10 protein-coding genes are annotated in these 19,898 nt (G+C 42.2%); 8 read left to right on the top strand and 2 right to left on the bottom strand.

What is annotated here, in order from left to right; all coding sequences use genetic code 11:
- Positions 1-68: 68 nt before the first annotated feature.
- The 7 genes from recR (at position 69) to WHS63_RS02350 (ending at position 10,830) form a co-directional block, all read left to right on the top strand.
- Complete coding sequence (gene recR, locus WHS63_RS02380; RefSeq protein ID WP_445203723.1) at positions 69-698, top strand: recombination mediator RecR; 630 nt, start codon at positions 69-71, stop codon at positions 696-698.
- Positions 699-754: 56 nt separating this feature from the next.
- Positions 755-1,483 (top strand): tetratricopeptide repeat protein, encoded by a 729-nt coding sequence (locus WHS63_RS02375; RefSeq protein WP_445203722.1) that lies wholly within the window; start codon positions 755-757, stop codon positions 1,481-1,483.
- Positions 1,484-2,071: 588 nt separating this feature from the next.
- Entirely contained in the window at positions 2,072-3,283 is a 1,212-nt protein-coding gene (locus WHS63_RS02370; protein ID WP_445203721.1) for an aminotransferase-like domain-containing protein, read from the top strand.
- 240 nt (positions 3,284-3,523) lie between these two features.
- Complete coding sequence (locus tag WHS63_RS02365; protein ID WP_445203720.1) at positions 3,524-5,458, top strand: glycosyltransferase family 2 protein; 1,935 nt, start codon at positions 3,524-3,526, stop codon at positions 5,456-5,458.
- A gap of 105 nt (positions 5,459-5,563) precedes the next feature.
- A complete protein-coding gene (locus tag WHS63_RS02360) occupies positions 5,564-6,877 on the top strand; it encodes a dihydrolipoamide acetyltransferase family protein (protein ID WP_445203719.1) in 1,314 nt (437 codons plus the stop codon).
- A 299-nt stretch (positions 6,878-7,176) separates the two neighbouring features.
- Complete coding sequence (locus tag WHS63_RS02355; RefSeq protein ID WP_445203718.1) at positions 7,177-8,478, top strand: hypothetical protein; 1,302 nt, start codon at positions 7,177-7,179, stop codon at positions 8,476-8,478.
- A 3-nt stretch (positions 8,479-8,481) separates the two neighbouring features.
- Positions 8,482-10,830 (top strand): hypothetical protein, encoded by a 2,349-nt coding sequence (locus WHS63_RS02350; RefSeq protein ID WP_445203717.1) that lies wholly within the window; start codon positions 8,482-8,484, stop codon positions 10,828-10,830.
- Here the strand turns inward: WHS63_RS02350 and WHS63_RS02345 are convergent.
- Together WHS63_RS02345 and WHS63_RS02340 are read right to left on the bottom strand one after the other, a co-directional pair.
- Positions 10,827-11,813: a PorP/SprF family type IX secretion system membrane protein gene (locus WHS63_RS02345; RefSeq protein WP_445203716.1), complete on the bottom strand. Its 987-nt coding sequence runs from the start codon at positions 11,811-11,813 to the stop codon at positions 10,827-10,829. The two genes, WHS63_RS02350 and WHS63_RS02345, sit on opposite strands and share 4 nt — an antisense overlap.
- A 12-nt stretch (positions 11,814-11,825) precedes the next feature.
- Positions 11,826-18,959, bottom strand: a complete 7,134-nt coding sequence (locus WHS63_RS02340) for a PKD domain-containing protein (protein ID WP_445203715.1) — start codon at positions 18,957-18,959, stop codon at positions 11,826-11,828.
- A gap of 235 nt (positions 18,960-19,194) precedes the next feature.
- On the opposite strand from WHS63_RS02340, the gene WHS63_RS02335 reads away from it, so the two are divergent.
- The coding region (locus tag WHS63_RS02335; protein WP_445203714.1) for a hypothetical protein at positions 19,195-19,898 on the top strand (704 nt) is incomplete at its 3' end.

The raw sequence follows: 19,898 nt of genomic DNA, 5'->3' as shown, positions 1-19,898 counted from the left end.
AATCGTTTAATGTATCATCGCAATATTCTACTCTTATTAACTAGATTTGCCAAACAAACGACATAAACATGCAAACCCATACATACCCATCAAAACTGCTGGAGAGAGCTGTTGAGGAATTGGCTAAACTCCCCGGGATAGGAAATAGAACTGCACTAAGGTTAGCCCTTCATTTACTCAGGCAGCCCCAAGCCGAAGTTGAGCAATTCCTTACTGCTATTGGCGAAATGAAAACAAATATACACTTCTGCTCCGTTTGTCACAATATTTCCGATACCGATATCTGCTCAATATGTTCATCGCCATCGCGCGATAGAACAACTATTTGTGTGGTTGAAACCATAAAGGATGTGATGAGCATTGAAAATACCATGCAGTACAAAGGTGTTTACCACGTGCTGGGTGGAGTAATAAACCCCATGGAGGGAATTGGCCCTAACGATTTAACCATTAACAGCTTGGTTGAAAGGCTGTCGACCAGCGAGGTAAATGAGGTGATAATGGCTTTAAGCGCCACAACCGAAGGCGATACCACCAACTTCTTCATCTACAAAAAGATTAAAAATTTCCCGGTAATGGTTACCACCCTTGCCCGAGGTGTGGCTTTTGGCAATGAGCTGGAGTATACCGACGAGGTCACCCTTGGCCGTGCCCTGCTTAACCGGGTGAGGTTTGACAATTCTTTCTCCGTGGAATAATTTTTGAACTTTAACAAAAAGATTGTATTTTTAAAACATCATTATTCTATACAAACATGTTCAAGTATTGCTTAACCCTTATAATAGCTGCAACAATTTCGCTTTTTGCTGTTGCCCAATCGAACATTAGCGATTTTATTGCCAACGGCAATCAAAAAATTAAGGAAAAGGATTTCAAGGGAGCCCTTGCTGAATTTAAGAATGCGCTCAACGTATCGCCTAACGACTCCCTAGCTTTAAATGGAATTATCAGGGCAAATACACTGCTAGAGGATTACAAGGAGGCTCAACGATGGATTGCCATTGCACTTGAGGCATACCCCAACAATCCCGATTTCCTGTTTCGTAGGGGTATTATTCACAACTTAAACGGTTACCACGATAAGGCTATTGAGGACTTTGTAAGCGCCCTCGGCCAAAACCCAAATACTCAGCTCAAGGTACAAATATTACTGAATAAGGCTTCGGCCCATTTTAAGATTGAACAGTTTGCAGAATCGCTTGCCGACTATAACAAAGTTGTGGAACTGGATCCCCGCAATTTTAATGCCTACAACTTCCGGGGGCTTGTTAACTTCAGGCTTGGCTACTATATCGATGCCGTTACCGATTACACAACCGCTATCGACCTCGATCCAACATCTCCTCTACCCTACTACAACAGGGGCATGAGCCTGCTTAAGCTGAATGAAACCCAAAAAGCCTGTGCCGATTTTCGTAAGGCTTGCCAAATGGGTTACATGACCTCCTGCAAGATGGTGGTGGCGGAATGCGGAGCCCGGTAGAAAAGTTAATAAATATTGCTCAATAAAAAATTAGTCCCTATTGGGGACTTTTTTATTTAACTCAAACATCATGAACTAAACAGGGCTAATTTTAGAGGAATGAGCCGGAATGAACCGGAATGAGTCGGAATAAACGGAATATGATGGAGTTAGAATTAGAAGAAGTTAGAGGAAGTTAAAGGAAGTTAGAGGAATAGTAAAAATTGAAAAGTGAATTGCGAAACCCAATGAAAATGAGTCGGAATGAACCGGAATGAGTCGGAATAAACGGAATATGATGGAGTTAGAATTAAAGGAAGTTAGCGGAAGTTAGAGGAAGTTAGTGGAATAGTGAATAGTGAAAAGCAAAGTATCATGAATTAATAAATTTAACTAAGTTAATATAATGGACGCAGTAACATTTTTAGGGTCGGTATTACATCGATAAGCCAATAGAAACAAGTTATTTAATTTTTTTGTATGTAAACTGAACAATCTCGGTCTAAAAATTTTGAAATATCTAATTACATTTTTTAACTTAGCAGCAATATTTAGTAATAGATATTTTGTAATAGCCTTGGTTTAATAACATATTATAAGAAAAACGCCATGATTAACGACCTAGATCAAATTCTATCGGCAAGCGCTAAAAGGATGAAGCGTTCGGTGATAAGGGAATTGCTAAAAATGACTCAACGTCCTGAACTTATCTCTTTTGCCGGAGGTCTTCCTTCGCCTGAGAGCTTTCCGGTTGAGCAGCTAAAACAGGTAGTAGTAGAGGTATTAGATACCGATAGCGCTCGCGCCCTTCAGTATAGCGAAACCGAAGGCGATAAAAGGCTCCGGGAGATTCTGGTTGAAAAGTATAGGAAAGAAGGGCTGAACATCAATATAAACAACCTGATAATCTCCACCGCATCGCAACAGGCGCTTGACCTTATTCCAAAAATATTTGTTAACCCTGGCGACAAGGTTATTTGTGGGTTACCCAGCTATCTAGGGGGAATTTCCGCATTCGCCACATACGGAGCCGATCTTGTAGGTATTGAGCTCGACGACCATGGAATGCGCTCCGATTTGCTTGAACAGAAAATGCAGGAATTGCAACGGAAAGGTCAAAAACCCAAATTTATTTACGTTATACCTGACTTCCAGAACCCAACCGGCATCTGCATGCCTGAAAGGCGAAGACTAGAAATAATTGAGATTGCAAGAAAGTACAACGTTTTAATAGTTGAGGACAGCCCATACCGTGAGGTACGGTTCAGCGGAACTCCACAGCGCACAATGTATGAGTTGGATGGCACTGGCCAGGTTATATTACTTGGCACAATGTCGAAAATATTTGTACCCGGATTCCGCCTGGGCTGGATAGTTGCTCATGAAGAAGTTATTGACAAGTTGGTTGTAGCAAAACAAAACACCGACCTTTGCACCTCATCGTTTGTTCAAAAAATAGCCGCTAAATACTTCGACAAGGGATACTTTGATCCCAATTTGGCTAAAACCAATGCCATGTACAAGGAAAAGCGCGATGCCATGGTGGAGGCCTTTCATAAGTTTATGCCCAAAGGTGTGAAATGGACTGAACCCGAGGGAGGACTCTTCCTATTTGTTACCCTGCCTGAATATATTGATGCCGAAGACCTATTCAAAATTGCAATTGAGGAAAATGTAGCCTTTGTTCCAGGCACGGTATTTTACTGCAATGGTGAGGGCAAGAATACTCTTCGTATCAACTTCTCATTCATGTCGAAAGAGCTAAACATTGAAGGAAGCCGAAGGCTTGCCAATGCAATAAAACGAATGATAAAAGAGTAACACCTATCATCCACAAATCTTTTAGTATTGCCACTGGGTTTAAATTTGTAAAAGATTGCTCAGTGGCTTTTTTTTTGATTTTATACTGGAGCTAAACCTCATTTACCTTGCTCTGTTGGTACGCATTTTTTATTCGAAATACTTCTCTTCAGCAAGCTTTAAGTATTACTGCTAGGAATACCTGCATTTTTGCAACATTTTTGTATATTTCCACAAAATTAATCGGCGTTTTTCTGATTCATGGAACTCTCGGTTGTAGTTGTAAACTATAATGTTCGGTATTTTTTAGAGCAATGCCTGGTAAGCGTATTTGCAGCACTTAAAGGGATTGAAGCCGAAGTATGGGTAGTTGACAATGCTTCAACCGATGGTTCGGTTGAAATGGTAAAGCTTAAATTTCCCCAGGTAAAACTAATATCAAACCAAACCAACCTAGGCTTTTCCAAAGCCAACAACCAGGCCATAAAACTTGCAAAAGGGAGATATACCCTTTTACTAAACCCCGATACGGTTGTTCAGGAGGACACCTTCAGGGAGTGCATAAATTTTATGGATACCCATCCTGACGCCGGGGGGTTAACAGTTAAGATGATTGATGGGAAGGGGCGTTACCTACCCGAATCCAAGCGAGGGTTCCCATCGCCTTGGGCATCGTTCTGCAAAATTTTTGGGCTAACCTCACTTTTCCCTAAATCAAAACTTTTTGCACACTACTACCTTGGCCATTTGGATAAAAACGCAACCCATGCAATAGAAATAATGCCTGGCGCCTTCATGTTCCTCCGTTCGGAGGTTCTAAAACAGGTTGGACTGCTCGATGAGCAGTTCTTTATGTATGGAGAGGATATCGACCTTTCATACCGTATCCTACAACACGGATATAAAAACTATTACTACCCAAAATGTCAAATAATACATTACAAGGGCGAAAGCACAAAAAAAGGTAGTTTGAATTACGTTATAGTATTCTACAAAGCCATGATACTGTTTGCGCAGAAGCATTTCAGCAAACAGAAGCAAAATCACTTTGTGACTATGATAAAGCTAGCCGTTGCAATACGGGCAACGGTCTCAATAATAAAAAGGTTAATAATTAAAGTTTGGTTACCAGTTACCGATTTTGCCTTAATGTTTTTGGGAGCCTACCTACTCATACCTTGGTGGGAGCAACTTAGGCATGGTGCAACCAATATATACCCCCGCGATATTCTTTATGCGCTAATCGGTTTCTACCTTTTAACCTGGATTATGTCCCTTTGGCTATATGGCGCATACGACAAACCTCAAAACTTAAAATCCGGGGCGAAAGGTATACTATATGGCACAATTGCCATACTGGTTGTTTACTCCATTCTGCCTCAAAACTTCCGGTTTTCACGTGCCATCATTCTAATCCTATCGGCATGGTCATTACTATCAATCACCCTAAACAGAATATTAGCATCGACATTCATTGAGAGTTTACTTAAATTGAATGCCCGGAAAAAAAGTGTTTGCTTTATTGGTACAGCTAGTGAGTTCAAGGGTTCAGAAGAACTTTTAATACAGGCTGGTTTTCACCGTAATAATATCACCCACCTGCTCCCTGAGGAGGTTTTAGATGAGCATCAAAGAGCAAAAAAAGAGATTATTGCCGATGCAATTAAATATCAAAATATCTCCGAGATAATTTTTGGAACAGAGGGTATCCCTATGACAAGTATTATTCACGCCATGATGTACCTTTCAGAATTTGATATCGATTTTAAGATTGCGCTACATGGTGGCAACTCAATTGTTGGCAGCAGTTCCGTGGAATCCCAGGGTGAACTTTACACTCTTGAAGTAATACCACTAGCAAAACCAGTAGCAAGGCGCCAGAAAAGGATTTTCGACATTTTATCGTCGGCTCTGATAATCGTGCTCTTCCCTATTCTATGGATATTCCTTGTAAAACCCTTAATGGTTTTAAAAAGTGCACTGCAGGTTTTTAAAGGGGAAAAAACATGGATTGGCTATAACCATCCTAACATTTCCAAACAAAATTCGGTTTTAAAACCATCGGTTTATTTGTATAGTAAATGGGGCAAAGGTTTAACTAGTACTGTAGGCCTCGATTTCTACTACGCCCAACATTTCAGTATCACCCTGGAAGTATCGGAGCTAATCAGGAATATTTTTAAAACCCAAGATTAGCATTAAAAACCATTTTGTCTGGATTTTCTTCAATTTTGGTCTGATGACTTTCAACCTTTTACACAATTAGGTGTTAATAGAGGTGAAAAAGAAAATTCAAATAACATGGCAGAAGTAAAGATAGTACTCCCAGCAATGGGCGAAGGTGTTACCGAAGCAAAAATTACAAAATGGCTTGTTAAACCCGGCGATTTGGTTGAAGTTGACCAACCTCTAGTAGAAATAGCAACTGACAAGGTTGATTCCGAAGTTCCATCGACCAGCAAGGGTAAGGTAAAACAACTACTTTTTAACGAAGGTGACTCGCCTCAGGTTGGGCAGGCTATTTGCATACTTGAAGTGGAAGGGGTTATTGCAGAAGGAAGCAAAACACATGTTTCTCCGGCTGAGCCAAAATCGGCACAAAAGGAAAAACCTGTTGCTAAACCTATTGAGATTAAAGAAAAAGCAGAAGTTAAACAAGAAATAAAAACGTTGCGTTACCTTTCACCGTTGGTGCGTAGCATGGCTAAACAGGAAAATATTGCCCTTGAGGAATTGGAAAAAATAGAAGGCACCGGGTTAGATGGCCGAATAACCAAGGACGATCTACTGAAGTACATAGAAAACCGTAGTAATCGAATTTCACAAATTGAGGCCGAGGCCAAAGAGCGGATCCAGACCGAAACACCCATTCAGTACACTTCGCCTACCGATACCAACAGCAGCGTTCTTGCGCATGAGGTAGTACCAATGGATCGTATGCGCAAGCTAATTGCTGATCACATGGTTCGATCCAAGCAAACCTCGGCACATGTGGCCTCGTTCATTGAGGTTGATGTTACCAATATGGTTAACTGGCGCGAAACCAATAAGGATAAGTTCCAAAAAACATATGGTGATAAGCTTACACTAACCCACTTGTTTGCACAGGCAACCATTGCTGAAGTAAAACGTTACCCACTGCTTAACTCATCGGTTGAGGGAGATAATATCATTCTAAAGCGCGACGTTAACCTTGGCATTGCTACTGCTCTACCCAATGGCAATCTGATAGTTCCGGTAGTAAAACGAGCAGAGACTCTCAACCTGATTGGTATTGCAAAAAGCATTAACGATCTTGCCCAGCGAGCACGCGACAACAAACTTAAACCCGATGAGATTGTAGGAGGGACTTTTACCATTACCAACCTTGGCTCGTTCGACACCCTAACAGGAACCCCAATTATTAACCAACCCCAGGTTGCCATCCTGGCAATTGGTGCTGTAAAGAAACGTCCCGTTGTTATTGAAACCCCATCGGGCGATATGATTGCCATACGTCACATTTGCATCCTTTCACTATCATACGATCATCGGGTGATTGATGGTGCCCTCGCAGGGCAATTCCTTAAATCGTTACGCGATAGGCTTGAAAACTTTACCCCATCCGAAATATAGACTTTTATAAATGTTTAAAATAAAAAAGGATGAGTTCCGGCTAAACTCATCCTTTTTATTGAGGCGCGGTAGACTTTTTTATCAATCTATAACAACATTTTATCAAAATTAAAGAGAACCAACCCTATTGCCATGGAAACAAAAAACATTAATAAACGTAACAAAACAAAGACGTTTAATCATTACAGTAACAAAAAAATACTGTAATATTGTTACATATTTAACTTAATGGTTATATATTTGAAGAATAAAGTTTTATATTGAATTGATTAAAGCAGTAAAAACATTTTAGCTTACTAGTGATTGACAGAATGAGGCAGGGAGTATTCTTGATTCTTTTACTGCTAATTTCGTTTAGTAGTTCGAGCGCTCAACGGAGCTCTTACTACCGTCGTATATTTGTTGATGCGGAGTACTACATGCTTTACGAGGAGTACCGCGATGCCCTACCGCTATACCAGGAACTTTACAAGGCCTACCCCAACAACTACAACCTAGCGTACCGCATTGGCCTGTGTTACCTGAATATTCCGAACGAAAAAGCCAAATCGTTACCTTACTTTGAAAAGGCAATAACTTCGATTTCAGATAACTACAAAGAGGGGTACTTTACTGAAACCAATGCGCCAAAAGATGCTTACCTCCACTATGGCCGTGCTCTGAGAATATTGGGCCAGTTCGACAAGGCGCAAAAAGCCTTTGAAACCTATAAGAACCTACTGAAACCAAACGAAATAACCGAACTTAGAATTGTAAGAAAAGAACTTGAGGCTCTTGATAACGCCCGTTTCTTTACCTCAAATCCACTAAAGCATAGAATGACCCCCGTGGGTAGAAATATTACCACCCGTTTCCCTGAGGTCAACCCGGTTTCCGATAGTAGCGGCAACACGCTTGTATACACCTCGGTACAGCGGTTTTACAATGCTATTCTTATAAGCAACAGGGGCAACGAGTTTTGGAACAATCCGCTAAACCTCAACCCTCAACTCTACGCCGATGGTGAAATTAGAACCGTTGGTATTACATCGAACGGAAATGTTCTTTTGCTATCGCGTAACGATAACGACATATACAATCTGTACTACAGTACATACAACAAGGAAACCAACTCATGGGCTCCAATCACAAAATTCCCCAAGGAGATTAATACTTCCAAAAGCTGGCAGACCTTTGGGTCACTTTCCAGAAATGGCGATACCCTTTACTTCAGCAGTAACCGCGAAGGTGGCTTTGGCGGATTTGATATCTGGATGTCCATCAAAACATCGAATGGTTGGTCTTCGCCCATAAATCTTGGCAAAAATGTTAACACCCCATTCGATGAGATTGCTCCATTCCTAACCGAGGATGGGAAACGTCTATTTTTCAGTTCCAATGGGCTTAAAACAATGGGTGGTTTTGACATCTTCTACTCCGATTACGAAAACAAAGCCTGGGGCATACCAATAAACGTTGGCTATCCGCTCAACACCACCGACGACGACACCTTCTTCTTCCCAATTAAAAATGGTAAAGAAGGCTACTACTCAAAGAATTCGGAAAGTAAGGGAGATGAAGACATTTACCATGTTGCCCTGGATATTAAATCGCCCCGCTAGCCAATGAAAGCATTTAGAATTTCAGTATCCCTTCTGCTGTTAGCTTGGCTACCGTTCTACTCCTCAGGCCAAACTAGAACCGAAATTGACGAAACCTATCGGGATGCAAACTCATACTTCTACTTTGAGGATTACGAGGAAGCGCTGGCACTCTACCAAAAAATTTACAAGTTCCAGCCCGACAACTACAACCTCAACTATAGAATAGGCTTTTGTTACCTTAACATCCCTGGCAGTAAACATAAATCTATTCAGTTCCTCGAAAAAGCTGTTCAAAACACTACTACAAGGTACAACGAGGAATCCATCACCGAGCAACGTGCTCCAATTGATGCAATATTTTACCTGGGTAACGCCTACCTAACAGTCAATAGGATTGATGACGCTTTAAAAGCATACGAAAAATTTTATAGCTTAACAAAGGGCAAATCCGACTGGGACTTTGATTACTTAAACCATCAGATCTATGTTGCCAAAAACTCACTCAAAATTCAACGTAATCCGGTGGATTTTATAATGGCAAACCTGGGTGATAAAATCAACGACAGATTTCCAAACTTCAACGCTGTTGTATCGGGTAATGGGAAAGTTCTTGCATTCACAACCAAGCTAAAGTTTTACAATGCCATTAATATTTCCCGTAAAAACGAAAAGAACCAGTGGGAAAAGCCGGTTAATATCACTTTAGATTTACAAACTGACATAAGCTGCTCAACCTTATGCCTCTCGTACGATGGGAACGAGCTATACTTGTTCAGAGATGATAATCATGATGGAAACATCTATGTCACCCGGTTTAATGGGAAGAAATGGTTACCAATTAAAAAGTTAAACCCCAATATCAATACCGAGGCATATGAAACCCACGCCTCGTTAAGTCCCGATGGTAAACAGCTATTTTTTACCAGCAATAGGAAAGGGGGATTTGGGGAACTTGACCTTTGGGTTAGCACAAGAACATCAGGCGATGACTGGGGGCCAGCTCGCAATCTGGGCGCAACAATTAACTCTCCTTTTAACGAAAACACACCGTTTATCAGCACCGATGGCACTACGCTCTATTTTAGCTCCGAGGGTCATGATAACATGGGAGGATACGACATTTTTGTTTCGCAGCTTTCAGGGAAAGGCGATTGGACAACCCCTATAAATCTGGGATACCCCCTAAACACTACTGACGATGACCTGTTCTATCACCCCATCGAAGATGGAGCAACAGCCCTTATAGCTCGCTTTGATGATAATTCATTTGGTGAAACCGATATTTTTGAGATAGAACTTTTTATTCCACGATTCAGAAAAAGCATAGTACCAAAAACAGTTGCGCAAGAACGTACCACCGATAAAACTTTTGCCCGGCTAATAGTTGACACCCTTTCAACAAAAGGTTTGGCATCCATTGATGCCAATGAAACCGTTACAAAGATTGATATTAGCGGCAACAACACAATAAAACTATTCCTTAACGGGAAAGCATACGGGGTAATCCCATCAAGAATAGAGGAGTTGGCTGAAGTTAAAAGAGTATCAGAAACTGAGATTGCAGCTAAGACTTACACCGAAGAAACAAACAATCAGACACCTAGCACCATATCAAGTAATTCAACTACGGATGCTACCTTTAAGAATAATTTTGGCGATACTACCCCACGTTCCCAGTGGCCAACCGACACCCCTACCGTAAAACAAAAAGCATTTGAGCTAAACAATGCAAGCATTAACGACGACAGCTATTTCTCTGAGATATTGCTTTTACTAACACCTAATGAGAAACAACAAGATATTCTTCCTGTTCTGAAAAGGAACTGGAAATTTAGCACCGAAAACCTAAACGAGACCATTATACATTTTGCATCATCGTTTAAAACCGACAAAGAGCTTAACACCATAATTTATAGTTTAACCGAACTTTACGATAAAATCGGAAATCTAAGCAATACCCAATCAGGCAAAAAGGAACAAAAATTTACCAAGAACAATCGAACTTTAATCATAAAGGCATATAACGAACTTATTAACAAAGCCTCAAAACAGCTTGGCAATGACCTAGCATTGGTTATGCTTAAAAACAAAGAGATTGGAAATCTGACACAGCTCATTGAATTATACAGCAAGCAAAACCCGGAAGGCTTCAATGCAAATAGAGAGGAACTTACACTCCTGTTGGCTCGAATGGCAATTAGTGAATATGTTTCATTGCCCAATGAGCAAAAAATATCGCTCTACAATAGCAGTACAGGAAAGACCAGTGTTGAACCCTCGTATATCTGGCTATGGGTATTGCTTACATTGATAGCAATGGGGGTGATTATTTATCTCGGAATAGAATATTATAAAAAGAAAACAAGCTAAAACGTTGGACAAGGAATGGCCTTCCAGCGCTTTTTAGGCGTTAACCTAAATTCATATATCATAGATATTTCATGTGAACCACCTGAGGCCAAACCAAGTCGGGATATTGTAAAATCGTAGCTATACCCCATACTTACTTGCTCCCACTTGTAACCAACCATAAAAGCTAAGGCATCAACCCTTCGGCCAACGGAGTTTTTGGGTAACCCCCTCCACCAAACACCAAAGCTAATGGGTTGTGAATAGAAGTATAATCCCAAATCGAGCTGGCGATAAATATCCTGAACCCGATAATTAAAGGCAACAGTAAAGGATTCCTCGATTCTACTGAGCAAAAAACCTTTTGTAATGTACCTATACCCCCCATGCACGGTTATCTTATGCGGCAGCCTAGAATTATCGTCGTAGAAAGTGGCCACGGGTTTAAGCATATGATCCCAGGTAACACCAAGCCACATATTATCGGAGTATGCCAGGATTGAAGACGAAACATCAATATCCCATACAGCATCCTTACCAGGCTGAGTAACCGAGGTTGGTGGCATTGGTGTAGATGTAAGCTGATCGCTAAAAATCAGTTTGCTGAAATCTATGGAAATCTGCTGGAGGAAGAAAGCCAGACCGGGTCGTAGATGCCAATCGGGGAAAGGCTCAATATCGTATGAATAAAGCACACCCATCCTAGTATTTGCCAAGTTACCGTCACCGGCCTGATCGCGCATAGCCATAACGCCAAAGCCGCTTCGGAAAGCGGGAGAGTTGTGATCCCATGAAACGCTGAAGGTGTTGAATGTTCCCGGGACAAACGTCCACTGGTTGCGATAGTTTGCAGCAACCCTATACCCAACTATACCTCCGGTAAATGAAGGGGATAAGTACAAAGGATTTGCATAAAACTGGGTAAACTGCATATCCTGGGAGAAAACCGAAAATGCAGAAAAAAGCAGTAAAACAGAATACCAGTATTTTTTAAAACTGTTCATAATTCAACTCTATTACCTCAAAAGGGTAACATTCCCTTTCATGTCAAAAGGCTTTCCATTGGTAAACTTACCTATTGCTCGCCACATGTAAACTCCCTGTTGTGCAAGTTTACCTTTAATATAGCCGTCCCATCCAATATTCACATCGGTTGATGTAAATATCTGCTCTCCCCAGCGTGAGAAAATCATTAGCTTATACTCAACCACACCATAGTGATACGGGTGGAATACTTCATTCTTGTAATCGATAGCATCGTACAAACCGCCATTAGGCCCTGCAGGATTAGGCTTAAATGCGTTAGGGAATTTCAGGTACCCAACCCCTTCGACCCAAACAGCGGGGAACTTGGAAATTGAATCGACACAAACATCGTTGCCATAGTCCATGTAAGCCCAGAGGGAAATTCTGAATTCACCTAAACGGTCGTAAGTGTGAACGGGGTCGCGCTCTGTGGTTTGATACCCATCACCAAAATCCCACTGACAGCGAGTAAACTGCGTGGAAAGGTTATAGGCATGAATGGTGGCATCGGGCAACATCACGCGTTGGGGGAAAATGGCAAAATCGGCTTCAGGGCTTTCGTAAACTCGGAAGATCTTATAGAAGAACCTTGGCCCTGCATCGTTGGTAACAGTTAACTTAACAGTGTAGTAACCTGGCTCAGTGTATGTATGGCGTGGATTACGTTCGGTCGATGTAGTTCCATCGCCAAACTCCCACAGGTAATTGTCGGCAAACTGTGAGGCATCAACAAGTTGCACCTCCATGGGAGCACAAGCCGAGTCAACACTACTCGTAAAGTAAGCTACCGGCTCGGTGGGTAACAGGTAAATCAATACCGTATCGGCATCCCAGCATCCATGAGGTGCATCAACCCGCATGGTAATGCGGTACCTAAAGTTTTGATCCTTGGGTCCCCACCTAGTGTATGTTTTGGTGAGCGGGTCTTTAACGGTACTAAAAGTATTGTCGCCGAAGGTCCAACTGTAACTCCAACTACTTGCAGCAGGGCTACTCTGGTTATAAATTTTAAAGGTAGCATTGGGGAACACCTGCAGGGGTGGCTCAGCGGCAATATTGGCAATTGGAGTTGCGTAAACGGTTATCTGCTGTGTATCGCGGTCGAAACAGCCAAATTCCGAGGATGCATATAATACCACATTGAAAACTGAATCGGTCTCACCAAAGTTGAGGAAAGAATGCCTTGGGGTTGGGAACGACGAGGTAATACCATCGGCAAAATCCCACTCATAGAACCTTGCGTTAATAGTATTATTGGTAAAGTTCACCTCAAATGGACTACAAGCGGCATAGCCAGGGTTTGCCACATACGAAGCAACTACCTCAGGAAAAACATAAATGGTTTGGAAAACGCTATCGTCGCAACCAAATTCTGTAACAGTCCTTAACTTTATTTGGTATGGTTGAACTGCATTGCTCAGGTTATGGAAAATATGCCGCATATTAGCCTGACTTGTAGTGGTGGAATCGGCGCCATCACCAAAATCATACTCAAAGGTTAGGTTAGTACCCAACGAGTTATTATCAATTTCAACATCGAATGGAGGACACGATATATACTCACCTGTTAGCTCCATGGCTGCGTAAGGTCTGGGATGCGCTACCACTTGATGGAAAACACTATCGGTACAGCCATGCTCACTCACCGCAACCATCTTCACAGTAAATGTGCTATCAGCAAACTTATCGGTATTGTAATAGGTTAAAGTGGGGTTCTCCAGCAATGAGTTTACACCACTACCCAAATCCCAGTAGTAGCTATTGTTTGTGCTGTAAGCAACTGTTTGATTTGTGAAGTTCACCGTATGCGGATGACAGCCCGCCAGATTACCTGAAAATTCAGGATAAATATGGGGGAATACTCTAACCGGTAACTTAAGGCTATCGATACACAAAGTGTCGCCCGAGTAACTTGTACGAAGCGTAATTGTAGGTGAAAGAATTACTGGTGGCGAATTTGTGGGGTTAGTATAGGTAACTGCTCCGGGCTGATCGTTGTAAAAGTAAGGTCTTCCATCGCCAAAATCCCAGCGATACTTATACAATGGCGATGTTGATGAATTATTAAGGTTAATTGTCAATGGTGTACAACCCTCAAATAAATTCCACTGGAAGTCGGCTTTAACCAGAGGGTAAACAGTGATTACAGTATCCTTAAAACTCTTACAGCCAAAGGCATTGGTTGAGGTCAACTTAGCGGTGAATTGTACCGACTGATCCTTATAGGTATGGCTATAGGTATGAGGGTTGGGAGTAGCATTTCCATATGTTGAGCCATCGCCAAACTCCCAAAGGTAAGTTGCTAACCCTGATGAGTTATTAGTAAAGTTAACCGTTAAAGGATTACATCCTACCAGCTTATCCACATCGAATCGGGATACAACCCTTGGATAAATTGTTAGAGTCCTATATGTGCTATCGATACAACCCGTTACAGCATCGCGAGTTACCAACTTAATTGTATCGGTAAGTATATCGTTAAGCGTGGAATTATCGAACAGGTACTGGAAAGTGTTTTTATTATTTGTGATGGTATCGCCATTGTAAACCGTGTACCAGTGGAATGTATTTCCGTTGAGTGAGGTATTGGTTAAATCGATATAAAAAGGAGTACATGGCGATTGCTGGGCAAACACAAACTGTGCCTCAACCTTGGGGTGCACCGTGATATCTCTGGTGATACTATCCCTACATCCAAGTGGGTTAATGGTTTTAAGCTTAACGGTGTAAACGCTATCGATACTACCACGGTTTGTAAAGGTGTGGCTTACATTTGGCGTACTTGCGCTTTGCCCATTACCCAAATCCCAAAGGTAAACCAAGCTACCACCGGTAGATGTGGAGGTTAGGGTTACATCCAGATCAGAGCATCCGGCAAGGGTTGATGCATTGAATTGAGCATCCACAACAGGATAAACCTCAATGCTGTGCGAATCAAAGGCAGGACAGCCCTCGTTATTCCTAGCCTCAAGTGTTACGGTATAGGTTGCAATATTGTTAGGATCAATGTTCGTAAAGGTACGGGTGAATGGGTTTCCATTGGCAAAGGTTTCTGAGGCTGGTAAGCCAGGAGCGCCACCGTAAGTCCAAACATAGGTCGATGCCCCAGTGGCTGCAGGATTAAATGTTACATCAAAGGGGGTACAATTTTCAGCATACTCTAAAGTGAAATGCGACTCTACCCTATTGTACACCTCAATACTATGGAAAGCAGAATCGGTACAACCATACTCGCTTACAATCCTTAAACGGGTATTGTAAATGGCATTGTTATTGGGATCATTATTTATATAGATGTGGCTAGGGCTCTTGGTAGTTGACGAACCGCCATCGCCATAAGTCCAGTAGTAATTTGTATTAACCAGAGGTGTTCCCACGCCTGTAAAAATGCTATTATTATTCAGCGTAACATTTAATGGGTTACATCCCCTATCAACCGTTGGGACAAATATTGCCGATACCTCAGGGTAAATCGAGATTGTGCTTGAGGTCGATTTGCTGCAACCGTGACTATTCACTACTGTTAAGCGCGTTGTAGGGTTTTGAACAACTCCTGTTTGGTTTACAAACTGATGGGTAATTGTATTGGGAGCCGCAGGGAGTGTGGTTTGGTCAACCGTGCCATTTCCATCCCAATCCCAACGGTACTCAGTAATACCGGGGTGCTTAGTATAAACATACCTGACATCAAGCGGAGAGCAACCAAAGCTGGTGTCGATTGCAAACTGCGCATCGATAAACGGGTAAACAGTGATGTTAGTTGAAGCTTGTGCTGTACAACCGTAATCGGTAAAAACGGTAAGCGTTACAGGGTAAGTTACATCAGCCCCGGTGAGGTTTACAAAGGTATGGCTAGGTGATTTTAGCGCCGAAGAACTACCGTCGCCAAAGTTCCAGTTATAGATAGTAGCATTGGCCTTGGAGTTATCGGTAAAGTTAACGGTAAGCTCATTGCAGCCTGCTGTTACACTTGGAGTAAAACCTGCCGTTACCGAGGGATATATTACCACATCGTGCGATTCAGTATCGGTACAACCACCTTCATTGGTTACCGTTAACGTTATAGTGCGGGTTACGGGAGTTAACCCATTATTTGTGTAGGGATGTGTGTGATCCAGGTTAGTACCACTTGGCGGTGTACCATCGCCATAGTCCCAGTTGTAGGTTACTATTCCTCCACGCGAGTTATTATCGATACTAGCCGTTACAGGCGAACACTGAGCAGCAGGCGTAACCGCAAAATCGGCGTAAATCTGACTAAATATCCTGATGGTTGTTGTTGCCACATCCTGGCATCCAAATTGGTTGCGGGCTGTAAGGGTAACAACGTAATCCTTAAAGTTGTTTGTTTGGTTGTCGTAAACGTGGGTTGGATTAACCAGCGCCGAAGCTGCACCATCGCCAAAATCCCAGAGGTAAGTATTAACCACATTCCCGGGATTAGTAGAACCCGGCGATGTGCTATTGTTAAATATTACATTGCTTAAATTACAATACTGCGCTTGCGGGGTGGTAAATGCAGCATTCACCTCGGGGTAAACCCTTACGGTACGTGAAACTGTTTGGCTGCATCGGTTCCCGGTATTAAACACCTGCAGCTGTATTACATAATCAATATAGGTATTGGTAGTATTGGTGAGAACAAGGGTGGTATCGCGTCCGGTTTTTTTTGTCATGGGTACACCGTTAAGCGTCCAAACGTAGCGGGCTGTATCGCCAACCGATAGGTTATCGATATTCACGGTTACTGGGGAACAACCTGAACTGACATTGGTGGTAAAATCGGCTGTAAAGTATGAGTAAATGGTAATGCTGGCAGTAGCCGTATCGCGGCACATGAAAGGTGATGTAGCAATCATTCGCATGCTATACGTAGTATCGCGGGGTACGGTGTTTGTGAAAGTATGAACAACCGTGCCGGTTGGGTTATTGGTGACCTGGTTCATTCCATCGCCAAACTCCCAAAGGTAGGTATCGGCGGTATTGCTGGAGGAGTTATTGGTAAAAGTTAACGTTTGTGGATTACAACCCTGAACCGTATTAGGTGTAAAATTAGCATTTATGCTTGGGTACACCGTGATGTACTTCTCGTAAACCTCGGAGCAATAGTCGGCATTCTTGGCCAGGAGTACAACCTTATAAGTAATAGCGGAGTCGGTATTGTTCTGAAACGTATGGGAGAAAGTGAACGGACTTGGTGGGTCAGGGTCAGCTGTTCCAGGGTCGGTATCGTACTTGAGGTAAGCTGATCCATCGCCAAAATCGTATCGCCAGTATGTAATACCTGTGGATTTGTCCTCAAAGTTCACAGTAAGGGGAGCACAACCCTCCACCTTATCGGTAATAAACGATGCGCTAAGCGGAGTTGAAACGAGCACGTCAATAAACGCGCTGTCGGTCATATCGCATGCACCGGAGACAACAACCTTATACTTTGTATTAACCAGAGGTGTTGCCCAGGGTAGCTGTGAAGTGGGATTACTAAGGGTGCTATCAGGAGTCCAGACGTAATCGGTACCGCCGTAAGCGTATAGCTGTACAGGGTTTCCATAGCAGGTTTTAAGTACCTCGGAGTTAGTACCAGCTACCACAGCCTGGACATCTAATTCGTTGTAATCGGAAAAATACCCGTAGAAGCAACCCGAATTACTCCCACCATTAACTATACCCAGGTGGAATATATCCATGGTATTCTCGATGAAGTGGCTGCCTACCAAAATTTCAGTTGAATCATCATCAAAGGGCCCAAAACGTGCAACGCTCCAGTCGGAACCAGGAATTGGAACAAAACTGGCAGGAGGGAACAGGTCATTACGCAACGAATCGTCAAATAAAAATCCGGTTTCTGCTCCCTGACGAACCATCATTATTATGTAAAAACTCTCAGTTGAGGTACGTGCAAAGGCCACCTGGGTACTGCCGGTACAGATATCGATTGGGGGTAGTATTGCACCTCCCTGTTCACAACCAAAGCCACCTATGTGCCAAACGTAAACCGGTTTATCGGTTACTATTCTATAATACGTTTCAGTTGTAGGTATCTGATAGTAAATCTGCTGTTGGGCATTTACTGTTGTGGAAGCAACAACACCTCCTGCGGTATTATAAACTGTAACATTTGTTCCGTTTTGGGTTCCCAAAATGTAAATATGATCATGGTTATTAAGGAACGTTCTAATTATAGCATACTCCTTGCCTGCAATCGAGGTGGGAACCATTTGGTCGCCAGCCAAATCGAAGCAACCACCTGAAGTATGATAAAATGAATCGTCCTTAATGGTAACAGCAATGGGTTTTGTTGATGTAATTCGCGTACCCCTTAATCTAGCTGCAGTTGATCTGTCTTTATTAAACGGAAAAAGGGAAAAGGTTTCGCCCCTATTCAATGTTTTAACTACAGTTCCTCCTGCAGGAACACCAGTCATTGGGTTACCATAGGATGCCTGAATGCCCGCTGGTAACTGGAATGTAACCACGGTATTATCTTCAGTGGCTACAACATCAATTGCACTAGGAGTATCAACTGTTACCCCATTATTTACACCATGAGTTTGAAAAGGTGCGTAAAAATCTGTACCTAAGGCATTTCGCCCTTTAAGTGCCCAAATGTCCTTATTTTTTTGCCTTGAAACCTCCCAGTAGGCAGTTATTGGATTTGTTGAGGTAATTAAAATTCCAAATTTATTTATCCCTGAAGCATTTAACGGCTTATTCTCCAAACGATTTACGTCAACATATGAACCTAAAGCGTATGAAGTATTAATTGGTATAGCATTACAATCCGGCACACCTAGATTGACCCTCCTTACTACCCAACACGACAAATCCTCCTGGTGAAAACTACCTGCCGGCATGTTGATTACGATATCCTGAAACCCGGTTGGATTCGTTATAGGATCGTACTGGTTGGCAGGCATGCTTATTGTTATTGTAGCCGGAAGAAGACCTGTAGAGAATTTGAAATACGCATTAGCACCACCTGGGTGGAAATGGTTAATGGTTACCTCAGGCACAACAAACCAGAACTCGGTATCGGTCTGGGCATTAAGCCTATTGGCGGTACCACTAAGTATTGCAACTAAAAATGCAAGAAATAAACTATATACAGCAAAACGGTTTCGCATTTTTAGGATAGATTGTCATTAATCGACAAATATATTATTTTTGTTTACATTTTACGACTGTTTGTCATTAAATGTTCTAACTTCGTCAAAATAAGCTGATGTTAACAAGTAAACCTATTTGTCCGCTAATTTGTTAATAGGATTAGCAAACCATTTAGTAAATATAACGTAAAAATTATTTAATGGTTTACAATCTTTGACTATCTTACATAACCATACCACAAAAAGCTGCAATATGAAGGTTAAAGGCTACATTATAGGTATTACGCTATTTGTAATGCAAATAGCCAATACCAGTGCGCAGGTGTACCTAAGCGAAGGTTTTGAAAACGGAACAAAACCCACTGGCTGGACCGAGGAGTACGTGTCGGGTACCGAGCCCTGGCGATACCGTAACGGAGGTCATAGCCCTAACGATAACAACTGGACAATACCTGCATGGCAAACCGATATAACCCGAAACCCTCCAAGCGCCCATAGCGGTACCTATAATGCCATTTTCTTCAAGCAAAGTACCAATCAGGAGCGAACCAAGCTAATTACAAAACCAATAAATCTGGAAGGCACAATTCAGCCCGAACTAAGCTTCTGGCTTTGTCAGGTTCCCTGGACATTCTCAGGCAACACAAATTGGGATTACCTAAGGGTTTACTATAAAAGAAGTATCACTGACAATTGGACGCTGCTGCAAGAATTTCTAGACCCTATAAACGATTGGACCCAGTTCAGGGTAAACCTACCCAACCCAAGCAGCACATACTACATAGCCTTTGAGGGGCAAACCAACTGGGGTTTTGGAACCTGCATTGACGATGTGATAGTTGAAGAGAAAGGACTTCAACCCCGTTATGTCAGCGAATTAACTATTGTTCATCCCGATTTCACCTTTATTCCCAGCGGAAGCAGAAATGAACCAATACTCCGTCTTGGGTTTAAGGT

Source organism: Tenuifilum sp., from assembly GCF_037481895.1.
In the GTDB taxonomy this organism is placed as follows: domain Bacteria; phylum Bacteroidota; class Bacteroidia; order Bacteroidales; family Tenuifilaceae; genus Tenuifilum; species Tenuifilum osseticum.
This window is presented reverse-complemented; position numbering and strand designations above follow the sequence as displayed.